The sequence below is a fragment of the Bartonella sp. AP88XZML genome (assembly GCF_042195565.1).
In the GTDB taxonomy this organism is placed as follows: domain Bacteria; phylum Pseudomonadota; class Alphaproteobacteria; order Rhizobiales; family Rhizobiaceae; genus Bartonella.
The window spans coordinates 287,451-302,154 of the sequence record NZ_JBHIOQ010000040.1 but is presented as its reverse complement, the minus strand read 5'-3'; the positions used below and the strand labels follow the sequence as shown (position 1 = coordinate 302,154).

Annotated in this window: 9 protein-coding genes; 2 read left to right on the top strand and 7 right to left on the bottom strand. The window is 40.2% G+C overall.

What is annotated here, in order from left to right:
* Nucleotides 1-793 precede the first annotated feature (793 nt).
* From ACFIK2_RS05370 to htpX, 3 genes are all read right to left on the bottom strand, one after another.
* Nucleotides 794-2,539 carry a heparinase II/III family protein gene (locus ACFIK2_RS05370; protein ID WP_375634345.1) on the bottom strand — a complete coding sequence of 582 codons (1,746 nt, stop codon included), beginning with the start codon at nt 2,537-2,539 and terminating at the stop codon, nt 794-796.
* 64 nt (nt 2,540-2,603) lie between these two features.
* Complete coding sequence (locus tag ACFIK2_RS05365) at nt 2,604-3,968, bottom strand: RsmB/NOP family class I SAM-dependent RNA methyltransferase (RefSeq protein WP_375634343.1); 1,365 nt, start codon at nt 3,966-3,968, stop codon at nt 2,604-2,606.
* A 47-nt stretch (nt 3,969-4,015) separates the two neighbouring features.
* Complete coding sequence (htpX, locus tag ACFIK2_RS05360; protein ID WP_375676950.1) at nt 4,016-5,062, bottom strand: zinc metalloprotease HtpX; 1,047 nt, start codon at nt 5,060-5,062, stop codon at nt 4,016-4,018.
* A gap of 83 nt (nt 5,063-5,145) precedes the next feature.
* Here htpX and ACFIK2_RS05355 point away from each other — a divergent pair, with 83 nt between their 5' ends.
* Nucleotides 5,146-5,361 (top strand): DUF1674 domain-containing protein, encoded by a 216-nt coding sequence (locus tag ACFIK2_RS05355; protein WP_375606032.1) that lies wholly within the window; start codon nt 5,146-5,148, stop codon nt 5,359-5,361.
* Nucleotides 5,362-5,483: 122 nt separating this feature from the next.
* Here the strand turns inward: ACFIK2_RS05355 and rpsP are convergent, their stop codons facing one another.
* From rpsP to ACFIK2_RS05335, 4 genes are all read right to left on the bottom strand, one after another.
* Nucleotides 5,484-5,858 carry a 30S ribosomal protein S16 gene (gene rpsP, locus ACFIK2_RS05350; protein ID WP_375634339.1) on the bottom strand — a complete coding sequence of 125 codons (375 nt, stop codon included), beginning with the start codon at nt 5,856-5,858 and terminating at the stop codon, nt 5,484-5,486.
* Between the two features lie 16 nt (nt 5,859-5,874).
* A complete protein-coding gene (locus ACFIK2_RS05345) occupies nt 5,875-6,204 on the bottom strand; it encodes a chorismate mutase (RefSeq protein WP_375633593.1) in 330 nt (109 codons plus the stop codon).
* Between the two features lie 24 nt (nt 6,205-6,228).
* On the bottom strand, nt 6,229-7,797 hold the full coding sequence (gene ffh, locus ACFIK2_RS05340) for a signal recognition particle protein (RefSeq protein WP_375677043.1): 1,569 nt from the start codon (nt 7,795-7,797) through the stop codon (nt 6,229-6,231).
* 230 nt (nt 7,798-8,027) lie between these two features.
* The gene (locus ACFIK2_RS05335) at nt 8,028-8,684 is read right to left on the bottom strand and encodes a carbonic anhydrase (protein WP_375612226.1); all 657 of its coding nucleotides are present in this window, start codon (nt 8,682-8,684) and stop codon (nt 8,028-8,030) included.
* 274 nt (nt 8,685-8,958) lie between these two features.
* Between ACFIK2_RS05335 and ACFIK2_RS05330 the strand changes: the two genes are divergently transcribed.
* Nucleotides 8,959-13,668 (top strand): NAD-glutamate dehydrogenase, encoded by a 4,710-nt coding sequence (locus ACFIK2_RS05330; protein ID WP_375676949.1) that lies wholly within the window; start codon nt 8,959-8,961, stop codon nt 13,666-13,668.
* Nucleotides 13,669-14,704: the final 1,036 nt, after the last annotated feature.

Below are 14,704 nucleotides of genomic sequence, written 5' to 3'. Positions count from 1 at the left end.
ATGTATTGTTTCTCGAATTTTCAATGCTTCTGTGATGTACAACATTTGATTTGTAATAATAATTTAGCGTTATTCATATTAAATTAGAACCCCGAATACCGTAAGTTTCTCTCATTTCAAATCTATGTATGTTGAATCAACCAAAACCATTCGCCTGCACGTTACAAGCGGGGGGAGCTGTATGGATAAAAGCCATTAAGAAAAGGCTAAAAATGCCTCTTATGAACCATCTCTAGTGCCAAGAACTGTTACAAACATTGGACACTGATAAATAGTGTGATAGTGCCGAACTGCTCTTTCATAAGCATAAAGATGGGGGGTGCTTAATGGATTTACCGTTATACCCATCACGGGCATCGTCGCAAAATAGGCTTGGAAGCGTTAAGGGATTTTTCTTTAAAATAAGTCCGTGAATATACAATAGCGCTCTGTTTTTCGTGAGGAGTGTAGCCCTATTAATGCAACTCTCTCAGAGAGAAATATTGATCCCAACATCACACTTAAAAACTTATCGAAGATAAGCAACTACTTAATTTTCTCTCCATATCTTTAAAGGATCAAAATCCTTAACTAGTACTCATCTGTCAACAAGGGTCTTTCAAAAACTTTTTTTCTGAAGCCAATCCCTTTAGCATCACCTCATGAGATTCTATGAGCAAACCTTGCCTAAAAACATCCAACCCATACTCCCAAAAAATGCTTCGTGTATAAAATTGATATGATCTTCAAATTTTGAGAATATTACCACAATAAACAATAATGTTTTGCGACACGCAATATAAAACGCAATATACTATGGGTTGGAACAATGTTCTAATTTTTTATCAAACGCTTTACGGATAAAACGCCAACGAACTTTTTCCTGAAATGCAGGACGAAAATATAAAACAATCTGTTGTGTCCGTTGTGGACCTGTTAATTCTGCAAAATCAATCGAATCTTCAAGACAAATATCTGCGTCAGGCGATATAAAATACCATATTTGTTCGCTCTTCACGTTCTCGTTCTTTACGGCTAAACACACACGTTTGCCATCATAGTTAACTTCAACTTGTGGATGAAGATGAAATCGAACAGCAACATAATTTTGTTCATTTTGCACACTCTTGTGTCTCTTTCTCCCTTTACTTGGCATAAAAAAGCGATCAAAACCTTCGATCGTATCTCCATTTGTCGCCAAAATAAGACCACGCTCATGAATAAGATTAAAGGGTCGCACATAACCATTATGACTCGCAATAAAACCCGTCTTCTCTGAATCATCTATACGGCACACTTGAACATCTGTTGGTCCATCAAACAAAAATGGCGCGCCATTTTTCTTTTTATGATAAAAAGAACCCACTGAACAATCATTAAGCGTAGCTGTTGAATGTGCTGCAGTAACACGCCCTAAATGTCGATAATCTTCCCTCCCATCAGGATTAACACCGGTATTGATAATAAAACGGTGCCCTTGTGAAGACATTTCAAAAGACAAACACCCCGAACAAGCCTGCTGTGCTACAGAGCGGGGTGGAAACTTTCCTGTATCTGCAAGCACTGTTGTTTGATTGGCTTTTAAGCGCTGAAATCCTGAATAACGGGCATAACTAAAAGGATGTCCTCCTGTTTCATCAAGCTCCAAAAGTGATGATAACCGTTCCGACACAAGGGGACCAACCCCATTAAAATGGGCCAACGTCTGATCCTCATGGATAAAGAATCGTAAAGCTGGCAACATACGCTCAACAGAATCAATCAAAATACGGGGTGCCGTTTCATTGCTACGCATAAAAAGATGCCGTAACGACAATAAATCCGATAACAAATTCAGCAAAATAACAGGACTACGGGAAATATGCCCACCATCAACTAGGATTTGACGGGAAAGCTCCTCTATAAGCGTCGTTTGTACCTTTTTTTTCACTGCCACAGAAACAGGCAAAGCAAGAGATGCGAATGTCAAAGCCACTGCTGCTTGTAAACGTTGATCATTGTGCTCCATACTACAAATTGTCACGCGCAAATAACGAAATTGCAAACCAAGTGCACGCAAAAAGCGTTTTTCAAACCGCTCACTTGCCCCTTCTAACAACATTTTCGAATGACAAATCCATGAAATCAAGCGCCGCGCCACAACAGGACCACTCCAAGCAAGTCCTTTTACCTTCTTGCCAGCATGGTCAAACCAATCTTCTAAAAGAGAGCGTGCATGTGCAGAAGCTAAATCACTTCCTGCTGCCTCCATATGGCGCAACCAATGAAAATCATGTAGAGCCGCTTCCCATTCTAGCGTTGGTGGAACCAATGAAAACGGCGAAACAGCACCAGAATGAACAATGTGACCAGCAAAAGCAAAACGACCATGATAAAATTCATGCGCCATCATAGAGTCTGCTACATGCAAATCCATGGGATGCGCTAAAATTTTATGAGGACGAAACCCTGAAAATCGCCAACGAAACAATGGTCCAACCCATAAACGCCGCATAACATTCTGTATCGTATCGATACAGGCTGCCACTTTTACCTGAGGAGCTTTTACCGCAACTGCCAAAATTTCATCTCCATTTATGCTGAATCAAATACAATTTCGACCATTTTTGTAAATGAAGCGTTAATTAAGCAATTTTTCGTAAGCGCGCAGCGAAAAAACCATCCATTCCTAAAAATACGGTTTTCTCAGCATCAAAATTTTTATGACAAAAATCCGCAGGCGTTGTCCGTAACACCCCCTCACAAAGCAAATGCTCCAGTGCTCCTATTTCCTCTGGACAAATAGGGTCTAAAACAATGTCATTGCGTGTCGACAAAATTTTCTCAATAAGATCTTCACCTTCTTCTCTTGCCAATGAACAATTGGAAAAAACAATCCGCCCCTCTACCTTCACCAAAGAAATTGCTGCGACAAGCAAATCATATTGCAACGCCGCTAACTTGACGATATCATCCTTCGATTTCGTCCATAAAATATCTGGATGACGACGGATTGTTCCTGTAGAAGAACAAGGAGCATCAAGAAGAACCGCATCAAAAAGCTGTGTGGGATAGAAATTTCTCACATCGCCCTGCCAAATGTGAACTGAAAAATGAAGCCGTTCCATATTTTCTTTTAAACGCTTTATGCGGTTAGCAGAAAGCTCAATTGCAGTCACCTCAGCCCCTTGCAAAGCCAATTGTGCTGTTTTTCCCCCAGGGCTCGCACAAAGATCAGAAACGCGTTTACCCTCAATACTCCCAAGTAAACAAGCAGGCAACGATGCAGCGAAATCTTGAACCCACCAAGACCCTTCACGATAGCCTGGTAAATCAGAAACAGAACACTCCAGACGATTCAATCGAACAGAACCATTGGGCAATACCACACCACCAAGCCTTTCAGCCCATCCACCACTATCAGATTTCACTGTCAAATCGAGAGGGGGTTCCACACTTTGAATTGCGATAATCTGATGTGCCTTTTCTGTTCCATAAGCTGACACTAAAAGTTGTCCAAACCACGCTGGAACACCTTCAATGGTAGGAACTTGTTGGCGTAAAGGCTCTGCCTCACGCGCAACATTGCGCAAAAGAGCATTCACTACCCCTGAAAAACGGCGCATTCGAGGATCAAGTTTCGCCACACGCACAGCTAAATCAATAGCCGCATGATCAGGAATATCAAGATAAAGAATTTGTGCAACACTGATATGCAAAAGATTCTGAAGTGAAAGTGCTTGTGAAGGCAAAGGACGCGCCAAAAAGCGTGAGAGAGCCGCCATAATCTGCCCTCGATGACGCAATGAAGCTGTTAAAATAGCCCGACATAACAAACGATCTCGTTGTGAAAGTTTTAAATATTGTGGATTTCCGTGTTCATTATCTGTCAAACCAGAAAGAGGCGTGTACTTATCAACTACCGCCCCAAAAAGACGCACACATACCTGCCGAACAGCTAATCCTGGAACATTTTTTTCAGACACATGCCCCGCTTTTTTGTGTTTCAAAACACCACCTTTATATCACAGTTTTCTCAAAAGCTCCCTCAATAACTCTATGAACGAGATCTTTTTGAATTTTCATAACGAAGCCAAGAAGGACGTTTTGTAACACGTTGAAAAGAACTGTTTTCCTGTTCACCTAATACATGAGTCTGACCACTATGAAAATCTCCATAGTTCATTCCGCTGCTTTTTTCATGTATAGCGTCTTCTTTATTCCATCCCACACTTTTGGCAAGAGCCCCTTTCATCTCTTCTGCTTGATGATAAAGAGCAGCGATACGATTTGCAGTTGCTGGATGTGTCGAAAAAAGACTATCCGCTCCCTCACCGCTCAAAGGATTAATAATAAACAGATGCGCGGTTGCTGGATTATGCTCTGCTTCTTCATTATATACCCCACGTCCCCCATCAGCAATCTTACGCAATGCCGAAGCCAACCATAAAGGATTACCACATATTTCAGCCCCTCTACGATCCGCAGCATATTCCCGTGTACGGCTAATCGCCATTTGCACCAGCATCGCTGCAAAAGGCGCCACAAGCAATGCAATAAATCCTCCAATTGCCCCTGCGCCATGAGAATCTTCTGAAGAGTTACGCTGTCCTCCCATAAAGAAAGCAAAATTACCAAGCATTGAAATTGCCCCTGCAATCGTTGCGGTTAGAGTCATTGTTAACGTATCACGATGCTCAATATGTGCGAGCTCATGCGCCATAACGCCGGCAATTTCCTCAGCGCTTAACCGCTCTAACAACCCAGTACTTGCAGCAACAGCTGCATTTTGCGGATTACGTCCCGTCGCAAAAGCATTTGGCTGTGCATTCTCAATAACATAAATTTTTGGTTGAGGAAGAGAAGCTTTTTTAGCTAAATCGCTTACAATCTTATAATAAACTGGTGCTGAATGCTGATCAACTTCACGCGCCCCGTACATGCGTAAAACGATTTTATCTGAATTCCAATAAGAAAAAAAGTTTAAACCACTTGCCATCAAAAGAGCAATGACCATGCCACCACCCCCTCCAACAAGATAACCAACTCCCATAAAAAGAGCAGTTAAAAAAGCCAAAAGCATAGCTGTACGCATTATATTCATTACTCAAAAAACTCCATGATAAAAGTCAATCAATACTATATGATGGTGTTTTCTTTCTGCTTTTTCAATGGAATAGGTGTAAAATGAATAAAAAAGATGAGAAAACAAGCAAAAAAAATGCAACTGTCATTAAACAGCAATCTCTTTCTCCCGCAGCACAACGCGCCCTTAAAGAAGCTGAGGAAAGACGAAAACGCGCAACAAAAAAAGAACAACCTTTAGAAAACGGCGGACGCGGCGGCAAAGACCCTTCCCGCTATGGAGACTGGGAAATTAAAGGCCGCGCCATTGATTTTTAAAAAAAACCAGCGCGGTTTAAACAAGCAGCTTTTTAAAGAAAATCCGTTTTTGATAGACAAAAACGGATAATATTTATTTTTCTAAAGCTTTTAAAAACACGTTGATTAAACAACCATGCTTCTTATGCTGTAGCAGATTCTGCTTCAGCCGCTGCCGCTGCTTCTTCTGCCGCTTGCTTTGCTGCTGCTATACGTTCTTGTGCTTTTTTACCCGGTTCACCTTTATGTGGATTATTACGAGTTGGACGCTTTTTCAAGCCAGCTGCATCTAAAAACCGTAAAACGCGATCTGTTGGTTGAGCCCCTTGCGCAAGCCAATATTGGATACGTTCTTCATTAAGTTTCACCCTCGGTCCATCTTTAGGCAACATTGGATCCCATGCACCAACACGTTCAAGAAACCGTCCATCGCGCGGACTACGAACATCTGCAACGACGATATGATAGTAAGGACGTTTTTTTGAACCTCCACGGGACAAACGAATTTTCAATGCCATATTTTATCTCCTATTGTCAGCTCTGGCTTTCGTTTAAATTGACTTTTTTTGTTTTTTGCTCTTCAGCAATAACTTCATGATGACTCACAACTTCTTTAATAATAAATTTTAAAAATCTTTCAGCAAAATCAGGATCAAGATGACTATCTATAGCCAATTGCCGCAAACGCGCTACCTGATATTGCTCACGCAGAGGATCTACTTTAGGCAAATCATAATGGGCTTTTAAGCGCCCAACAGCTTTCGTACAACGAAACCGCTCTGCTAAGATATGAATCAAGGTTGCATCAAAATTATCAATGGATGCTCGTAAATGTGCCAATTCGTTTAATACTGTTTCCTGCATTATATTCCTTTCCCTCTTTACATCTTATTTTTTCTTAGGATGCTGAGGAAAATTTCCCCCATCGACAATGCCATTGGAAAAACCAGGAAATGTAGGTCCACGCTTAGGAAGTCCGGGCAAGAGCTTCCCTCCATTACCATTTTCAATTTGCTTTTGAAGCATTGAGAATTGCTTTGGATCCAATCCCGACAAATCCGGCATAGCTGAAGAATCCCCTCCCAAGTTTCCCATACCACCAAAACCCATTTTGGAACCAAGGCCTCCCAACATTTTTCCCATAAAACCACTTTTTCCTTTACCACCCATGGCTTTCATCATATCAGCCATTTGGCGATACATCTTCAAAAGTTTATTAATATCAGCCGCTGTCGTACCAGACCCCTTAGCAATTCGTTGTTTGCGGCTATGTTTTAAAAGCTCTGGATTCGCCCGCTCTTTCGGTGTCATAGATGAAATAATGGCCAATTGACGATCAAACAAACGATCATCAAACCCCGCAGCCGCAATCTGCTCTTTGACCTTCCCCATTCCTGGCAACATGTCCATAATACCGCCCATTCCACCCAGTTTTTTCATTTTCTGCAACTGTTCTGCAAGATCATTCAGATCAAATTTTCCGGCTTGCATTTTTTTTGCAAAAGCAGCAGCTCTCTCGTGATCCATTGTTTCTGCAGCTTTTTCAACCAAAGAAACAATATCCCCCATTCCGAGAATACGATCAGCAATACGACTGGGATGAAATTCTTCTAAAGCATCTATTTTTTCACCAGTTCCAATTGCTTTAATTGGTTTACCTGTAACAGCACGCATAGAAAGAGCAGCGCCACCACGCCCATCACTATCCATCCGTGTTAAAATAATCCCCGTAATCCCTACACGCTCATCAAAAGAACGAGCAAGATGAACGGCATCTTGCCCCGTCAAACTATCAGCCACCAACATAATCTCATGAGGAAGGGAACATGCTTTAATTTCAGCCAATTCGAGCATCAAAGCTTCATCAATATGATTACGTCCTGCTGTGTCAAGAAGAAGCACGTCATAACCACCCAATTTAGCAGCCTGCACGGCACGTGATGCAATATCAACGGGCAGCTGACCCGCAATAATAGGCAAGCTTGCAAGTTTTGCCTGCTCTCCCAATTGGCGCAATTGCTCCTGTGCAGCGGGACGGCGTGTATCTAATGACGCCATGAGAACTTTTTTATTGTGCTTATCAGTAAAACGTTTTGCAAGCTTTGCTGTTGTGGTTGTTTTTCCCGAACCTTGCAAACCAGTCATCATGATAACAACAGGAGCTGGTGCATTTAAATCACTCAGAACGCTTTCATTTCCAAGAATATGAACCAATTCATCATGAACAATTTTAACCACCATTTGGCCTGGTTTAATTGATTTAACGATTTCGGCCCCAACAGCTTTTTCCCGAACTCTATCGGTAAAAGAGCGCACAACATCAAGAGCAACATCAGCTTCCAATAAAGCGCGACGAATTTCACGCAGCGCCTCTACAACATCCTGATCCGATAAAGCGCCACGTCCCGTCAAATGAGACAGGATAGAACCAAGTCGCTCTTGCAAGGATTCAAACATCATTTACCTCATTGTTGCATAACAAACAAACCAAAATAGCATCCGAGAACGCATCGCGCCGTCGGATGTTGACCTCTGAGATCTCTTTATACCCTTAAACCGGGGTCTCAGTCGGTGGCTCCAAGTTAATTTTGTCACTGAAAGCTTGCTCCTTCAAACAATAAAACCCCAGCTTTGTCAAGTTTTATCATAAAATATCTTTTTATACGAAGAAATAAAAACAACAAATACTATACTTCAAAACTTTCAACTTCAACACGCATAAAACAACCTGTTTCCTGTTCCATGCTCCATAATTTTCCGCTAGAGATATCAAACCAAACCCCATGCAATGTCAAAAAACCTTGATCTTTGCGAAGCTTTATCCACGGAAACGTCTCTAAATTTCTCAACGAATGGCGAATAGAAAGCTGCTCTAATGCCGTCTGTTTTTCTGGCCAAGACAGCGACTTATTATTCAAAACGATTTCTGCTGCTGGAGCTAAGAGACTTATCCATTGACCGATAAAATCATTTGATAATAAAGATTTATATGTCTCATTAAGAGCAGTACGAATGCCTCCACAATGGGCATGACCAAAAACGACAATATGTCTCACCTCAAGCAATTGCACAGCATATTCAAGAGCTGCTGATGTTGCGTGATATTGGTCATCAGGAGAAAAAGGAGGAACCACATTCGCCACGTTGCGCAGAGTGAAAATTTCCCCTGGCTTAGCATCAAAAATCATTTCTGGTACTGCACGCGAATCACAACAAGCAATGACCAAAACTTCAGGTTTCTGCCCCTCAATCGCCAATTGCTGATAATCTGCTATTTTATATAAAAAATGATTGTTTATAAAGTTTTGGTAACCACTTAAAAGTCTTTCTGGTAAATGCGCCATTCTCTCTTTACTTTTGCTTCTTTTTTTACTTTCATTTTGTATAGTTTAAAAAACAAACTATTAACATACAAAAATACTAAAAATGCCCTTTCCTTGAAGCAAAATATTTCTTTAAAGTACAAAATATTACTAAAAATAGCAAAAACAAACTCATTCTTTCCAAATAAAGAGCTATTTTCTTCAGAAAGAAGGTGTTACAGTATATAAAAAATATAATGGTCTGCTTTTAAAAAGAGAAGAAAAGACCCCTTAAGAGCAAAAAGGGAGAGTGAATGTGTTGCAACAAAAAAAAACAGAAACAAAAAACACCCAAGATAAAATAGAACAAATCCTTTTTGCCCAAACCGATAAAGAAGATATTACTTATTATGAAAATGAAGAACTTAAAAAGGCCACAGCCATCGCGGTAAAAGCTTTTAATCTCCATCAGACGGGAAACAACACCATCTGCTTTGAACAAAATTTAACCCGTAGTAACAGACCTGTAACCGTTATCACGCTTGTCAATGATAACAAACCCTTCCTTCTCGATTCTATTTTAAATGTTTTCAATCAACACAAAAACCATATCTATTTGATTGCACACCCCATTATTGATTGTGCTTCTGGAAAACGCATCAGTCTGATGCAAATTCACATCGAGTCATTAAACAAACAGCAAATACAAAAACTTGAAAATGAACTCACCTTAGTTCTTGAACAGGTTAATGCTGCTGTACAAGACTGGAAACCTATGCTTGAAGAAGTTGAAAAGCATATTCATGCCTACCAAATAAGTCTTCCCCCGCACTACAAACAAGAAGGCGAAAAAGCCATTGAGTTTCTTCACTGGCTAATGGACGATAATTTCATTTTCCTTGGTATGCGCACTTACAACTTCATCAAAGACCAAAAACCCCTAAAATCCTTTACAGCGAGTAATATTGAACTTGGTATACTCACGGATGCTTCTATTCATATTATTGACGATAAAAGCATGAAAGAACCTCCTCAAGAAGTTTTATCCTTCATGGAAAGCGATAATCTGTTTATCGTGACAAAAGCGAACAGCCGCTCCAAAATTCACCGTTCTGTTTGGCTCGATTATATTGGTCTTAAAATCTTTGATAAAGAAAACCAACTCTGTGGAGAATTACGCATTGTAGGGCTTTTTACCTCCTCAGCTTATACACGTTCTATTTTGCAAATTCCTTTCTTAAAAGAAAAAGCCCGAACTATTATTCAACGTCTTGGACACAATCACGCCGATTATTCAGGAAAAGCACTCATCAGTGCTTTAGAAACCTATCCAAGAGATGAAATGTTTCGCTCTGATGTTGATACATTGACAGAAAACACTAAGCTTATTCTACAATTAGATGAGCGCCCACGTTTACGGGTTCTTGCCCACACTGATTCTTTTGGACGCTTTGTTTCTATCCTGGTCTACGTACCGCGTGACCAATATAGCAGCAGCCTGCGTGAAAAAGTTGGCGAACATTTTGTTGAGCTTTATAAAGGTGACTTTTTTGAATCTTATCCGCTATTTTTGGAAAGCACCCTTATACGTGTCTATTATATCATCCATCGCAAAGGAAATGAAACTGTTCCTCTTCACGAGCGCTCCACACTTGAACAACATGTACGTTCGATTGCACGAAGTTGGGAAGACAGGGTTCAAGCCATCGCTTTTAACAAGAAAATAACAGAGCAACAAACACGTCTAGCCAGTGAATTCCCCAACAGCTATCGTGATTTATTTTCAGCTGAAGACGCTATTAACGATGCCGGACATATTCTAAGTCTTCATGATGAAAAGCCCCTTTTCGTGATCTTTTATCACGCACAAAACAAAGAAAAACAGTGCATTTCTCTTCGGCTTTTTCACCGCCATGAAGCACTTGCCCTTTCCAAACGTGTACCACTCCTTGAAAACATGGGGTTTCGCGTTATTGCTGAACAAACCCTTGAATTACCAGATGGCAATGGGCGCTCTGTGTATCTTCATGATATGCAGCTAGAAAGTACTTTCCAACGCTGTATCGATTTTGAAAAAGACGGTCAAAAACACGCCGAAACCTTTGAAGCCATTTGGGCACAAAATGCTGATAATGACGGCTTTAATGCTCTCACCCAGACAGCTGAGCTTGATTGGCATGAAATTGTTATTTTGCGCCATTATGGACGCTATCTCCAACAAGCTGGAATTCCTTATTCGCAAGATCGCGTTGCCCAAACTTTAAATGCTTATCCTGACATTACCCAAGATCTTTATGCTTTATTTCATTTAAAATTTCATCAAAGCCATACAGAAAAAGAACGGGAAAAAAACCAACAAGTCATTCAAAAGCGCATTGAAGAAAAATTACGGAAAGTCTCTGGTTTAGATGATGATCTCATTTTACGCCGTTATTGTAACCTTATCGAGGCGAGTTTACGAACGAATGCCTTTACACCTCTTCCTGATGGAAGTCCACGGCGTATTTTAGCCACCAAATTAAATCCGCGCCAGATTGAAGGTTTGCCTGAACCGCGCCCTTACCGAGAAATTTTTGTTTATGGACCAGAAGTTGAAGGGGTCCATTTGCGTTTTGGACCTATCGCTCGTGGCGGAATTCGTTGGTCTGACCGTGCATTAGATTATCGCACCGAAGTGCTTAGCTTAGTCAAAGCCCAACAAGTTAAAAATGCGGTTATCGTTCCTGCAGGTGCAAAAGGTGGATTCTATCCCCATCGGCTTCCCCAAACAAATGACCGTGCTGTCATCATAGAAGCAGCACGACAAGCTTATACAGACTTTATAACAGCTTTGCTCTCCATTACAGACAATCTGATTAACGGCAAAATAAGTTCTCCCCACAATGTCATCTGTCATGATGACCCTGACCCCTATTTTGTTGTTGCGGCAGACAAAGGAACAGCAACTTTTTCTGATACAGCCAACGCCATCAGCCAAGCAAACCACTTTTGGCTTGATGATGCTTTTGCCTCTGGAGGTTCAGCAGGTTACGACCACAAAGACATTGGTATTACAGCTAAAGGTGCATGGGAAGCCGTCAAAAGACATTTTAGAGAATCATTTAATCACGATATTCAAACAACGCCCTTCACCTGTGTCGGTGTTGGCGACATGTCTGGTGATGTTTTTGGCAATGGGATGCTGCTTTCCAAACAAACAAAATTGATTGCCGCTTTTGATCACCGCGATATCTTTATTGACCCAGATCCGAACATAGACGAAAGCTATGCAGAGCGTACGCGTCTCTTCAAACTGCCTCGCTCAAGCTGGCAGGATTACGACCAAAGCAAATTATCAAAGGGCGGTGGTATCTTCTCACGAAAAGAAAAAACCATTACTCTCTCACCTGAAGCAGCACAAGCCATTGGTTTCGAAAAACAAACAGGAACACCCTTTGAAATTATCTCTGCTCTTCTCAAAGCCCCTGTTGATCTTTTATGGTTCGGTGGCATTGGTACTTATATCCGTGCTGCAACAGAAAACGATGCCCAAGTAGGTGATCGCGCAAATGATGCAATACGCATTACCGGAGAACAAGTGCGTGCAAAAATTATTGGTGAAGGAGCTAATCTTGGTGTTACACAACGTGGACGGATTGAATATGTCTTAAATGGTGGTCGATGCAATACGGATGCCATTGACAATTCTGCTGGTGTGAATTGTTCTGATATTGAGGTCAATCTCAAAATTGTTCTTGCATCAGCACTACGTGCCAAAACGTTAACCCGCGAAGATCGCAATAAGCTCTTGAAAAAAATGACGCCTCAAGTCGAGCAACTCGTCTTGCGCAACAATTATCTACAACCCCTTGCGCTTTCTTTGGCGGAAAACCAAAGCACTACTGATTTGCCCTATCAAATACGCTTTATGCACGATTTGGAACAAAAAAAGCTTCTAGATCGTAGAGTTGAAATACTCCCTGATGAGCAAATTTTACGACAAAGAACAACCCAAGGCAAAGGTCTTCTCCGTCCAGAACTCGCCGTTATTTTTGCCTATGCTAAATTGACCTTAAAAGAAGAAATTGCTAATAGCCCCATTGTTGATGATCACTATTTCAATACAGCCTTGCTGAACTATTTTCCAACCCAAATTCAAGAAAATTTTAAGAAGGAAGTTATTAACCATCAATTGCGTCGTAATATTATCGCAACGCTGATTGCCAACGATATTGTAAATCGTGGAGGCCCCACTTTTGTTAATAGACTACACGATGCAACAGAACAAAAGACTGAAAATATTATTCGCGTTTTCATTGCCATCCGCGATGGTTTCGAAATTCCTCAATTGTCTGAGCAAATTGATAAGCTTGATAATAAAATACCCGGTCTTGTCCAAAATAAATTCTACGCAACAATGACCCCAATGCTCTTTGAAACAACCAATTGGGGTTTGCACAACATAGATCTCTCACGTCCATTAGAAGAAATTGTAAAAACAATAAAGCAAGCCCGTAGCGTTATTGAAAAAGAGCTTATGCATTCTCACGACAACGATATTAAGCAAAAGATTGAAGAAAAAGCATTACACTACAGCGAAGAGGGAGCACCAAAAGCATTAGCGAAACAATTAGCCCTCTTGGAAGCTGCTTCAACAATCTGTGATATTTCTTTAATTGCAAAAAAAAGCAACAGTGATCTTATTAAAACCGCAGAGATCTACTTTTCACTTGCGCAAATCATTCGTATAAACCGCATTAACGAAGCAAGTCGTATAATCCCTGTAGTAGATTATTATGATAGTATGGCTTTAAGCCAAGCCAAAGAAAATGTTTCTGAAAGCTTTCGGCAAATCGTTATGAAAATCCTCAAAAATCATGGAAAGAAAAAAGATCCTTTTGACACTTGGAAAAAAACAGAAGAAGATCATATTCACAACATTACAAACCGCATTAGCGCCCTTATTGAAAATGATCTCAATATTTCTCGTTTTACCTTTGCAGCAGGATTGATTTCTCAACTTCAAAATATTGGCTTTCAAACCTAAAGCAAATACAAAACGACCCACTCAATCTCCCGTTCTATCCCACCACTACAACAAACCAACAAAAATAGAGAGCGGGAGTTTGCATTTTTAGGCAAGGTTCCAAAAATAAAAATCTCGCTATTTATCACAATAGAATTGTTTGCAACAATTTCAAACAAACAACAGGATTTATTTTTCACCCTAAAAACATAAACTTTCAGACTTAAAAGCTGTACAAAACAGCTAAGCTTTTGCTCCGTTCTATCCATCCATGACTAATCAGCAAGGGAAGAACGGAAGCCCTATCCTGCATTTTTAGACAGAGCACTCAAAATAAAAAATAAATTCAAATTTTACTGTCAATTAACCCCATTTCCCCTTGCATATTGCAAATGGGAAAACCGAATAGATAAAAACAGTAAAGAAAGGACTAAAAATGCCCCTCATAAACCGCCCCAAGTGCCAAAAGCTGCAGTAACATTGGGAGTTAGCAAATATAATATGATGGTGTTGCCCCCTAGCTTATTACTCCATAACCGAAAAGATGGTGGTGTTTAATGGCTTTATCGTTATACCATTCATAGGCGACATCGTGAAATAAGAAGCACTGAGAAATATTGTTTTAATAAATACGTAAATATGCAATACAAATATATTCTGTTTTACGTGGAAGACATATGGCTTCATTAAAAAATATCAGAAATAAAAGGATAAGTTTAATCCATTATTTAAAAGATATAACTGTAACTGCTTTTGAAATGCATAAAATCGAATAAAAAATGACAGTAAAGATGGATGTTGATTTTCCCCTTTACAACTTCATATCTTCCTCCAACTAGGCTATTTACTTGTTTTAAGAGGTTACACCCAAACAAATATATGCAATATGCTCATTCCATATATAAAGAAAAAGGTTCCTAACAAAAACCACACCACCTGTATAAAAAGGCAATTCAGCATACTTTAAAATGCCACTTTTTCCATACAAACACTGTTGCTATATGTAGTTTGACATAAGATTTTGTACTAAGTGAAAAGAGGTTGGACGAATTAGGAG

Bases quoted from the DNA above. Each gene is read 5' to 3' on its own strand.
- htpX (WP_375676950.1), bottom strand. From the start codon at position 5,062: ATGAATATAATGCGTACAGCTATGCTTTTGGCTTTTTTAACTGCTCTT.
- ACFIK2_RS05355 (WP_375606032.1), top strand. From the start codon at position 5,146: ATGAATAAAAAAGATGAGAAAACAAGCAAAAAAAATGCAACTGTCATT.
- rpsP (WP_375634339.1), bottom strand. From the start codon at position 5,858: ATGGCATTGAAAATTCGTTTGTCCCGTGGAGGTTCAAAAAAACGTCCT.
- ACFIK2_RS05345 (WP_375633593.1), bottom strand. From the start codon at position 6,204: ATGCAGGAAACAGTATTAAACGAATTGGCACATTTACGAGCATCCATT.
- ffh (WP_375677043.1), bottom strand. From the start codon at position 7,797: ATGTTTGAATCCTTGCAAGAGCGACTTGGTTCTATCCTGTCTCATTTG.
- ACFIK2_RS05335 (WP_375612226.1), bottom strand. From the start codon at position 8,684: ATGGCGCATTTACCAGAAAGACTTTTAAGTGGTTACCAAAACTTTATA.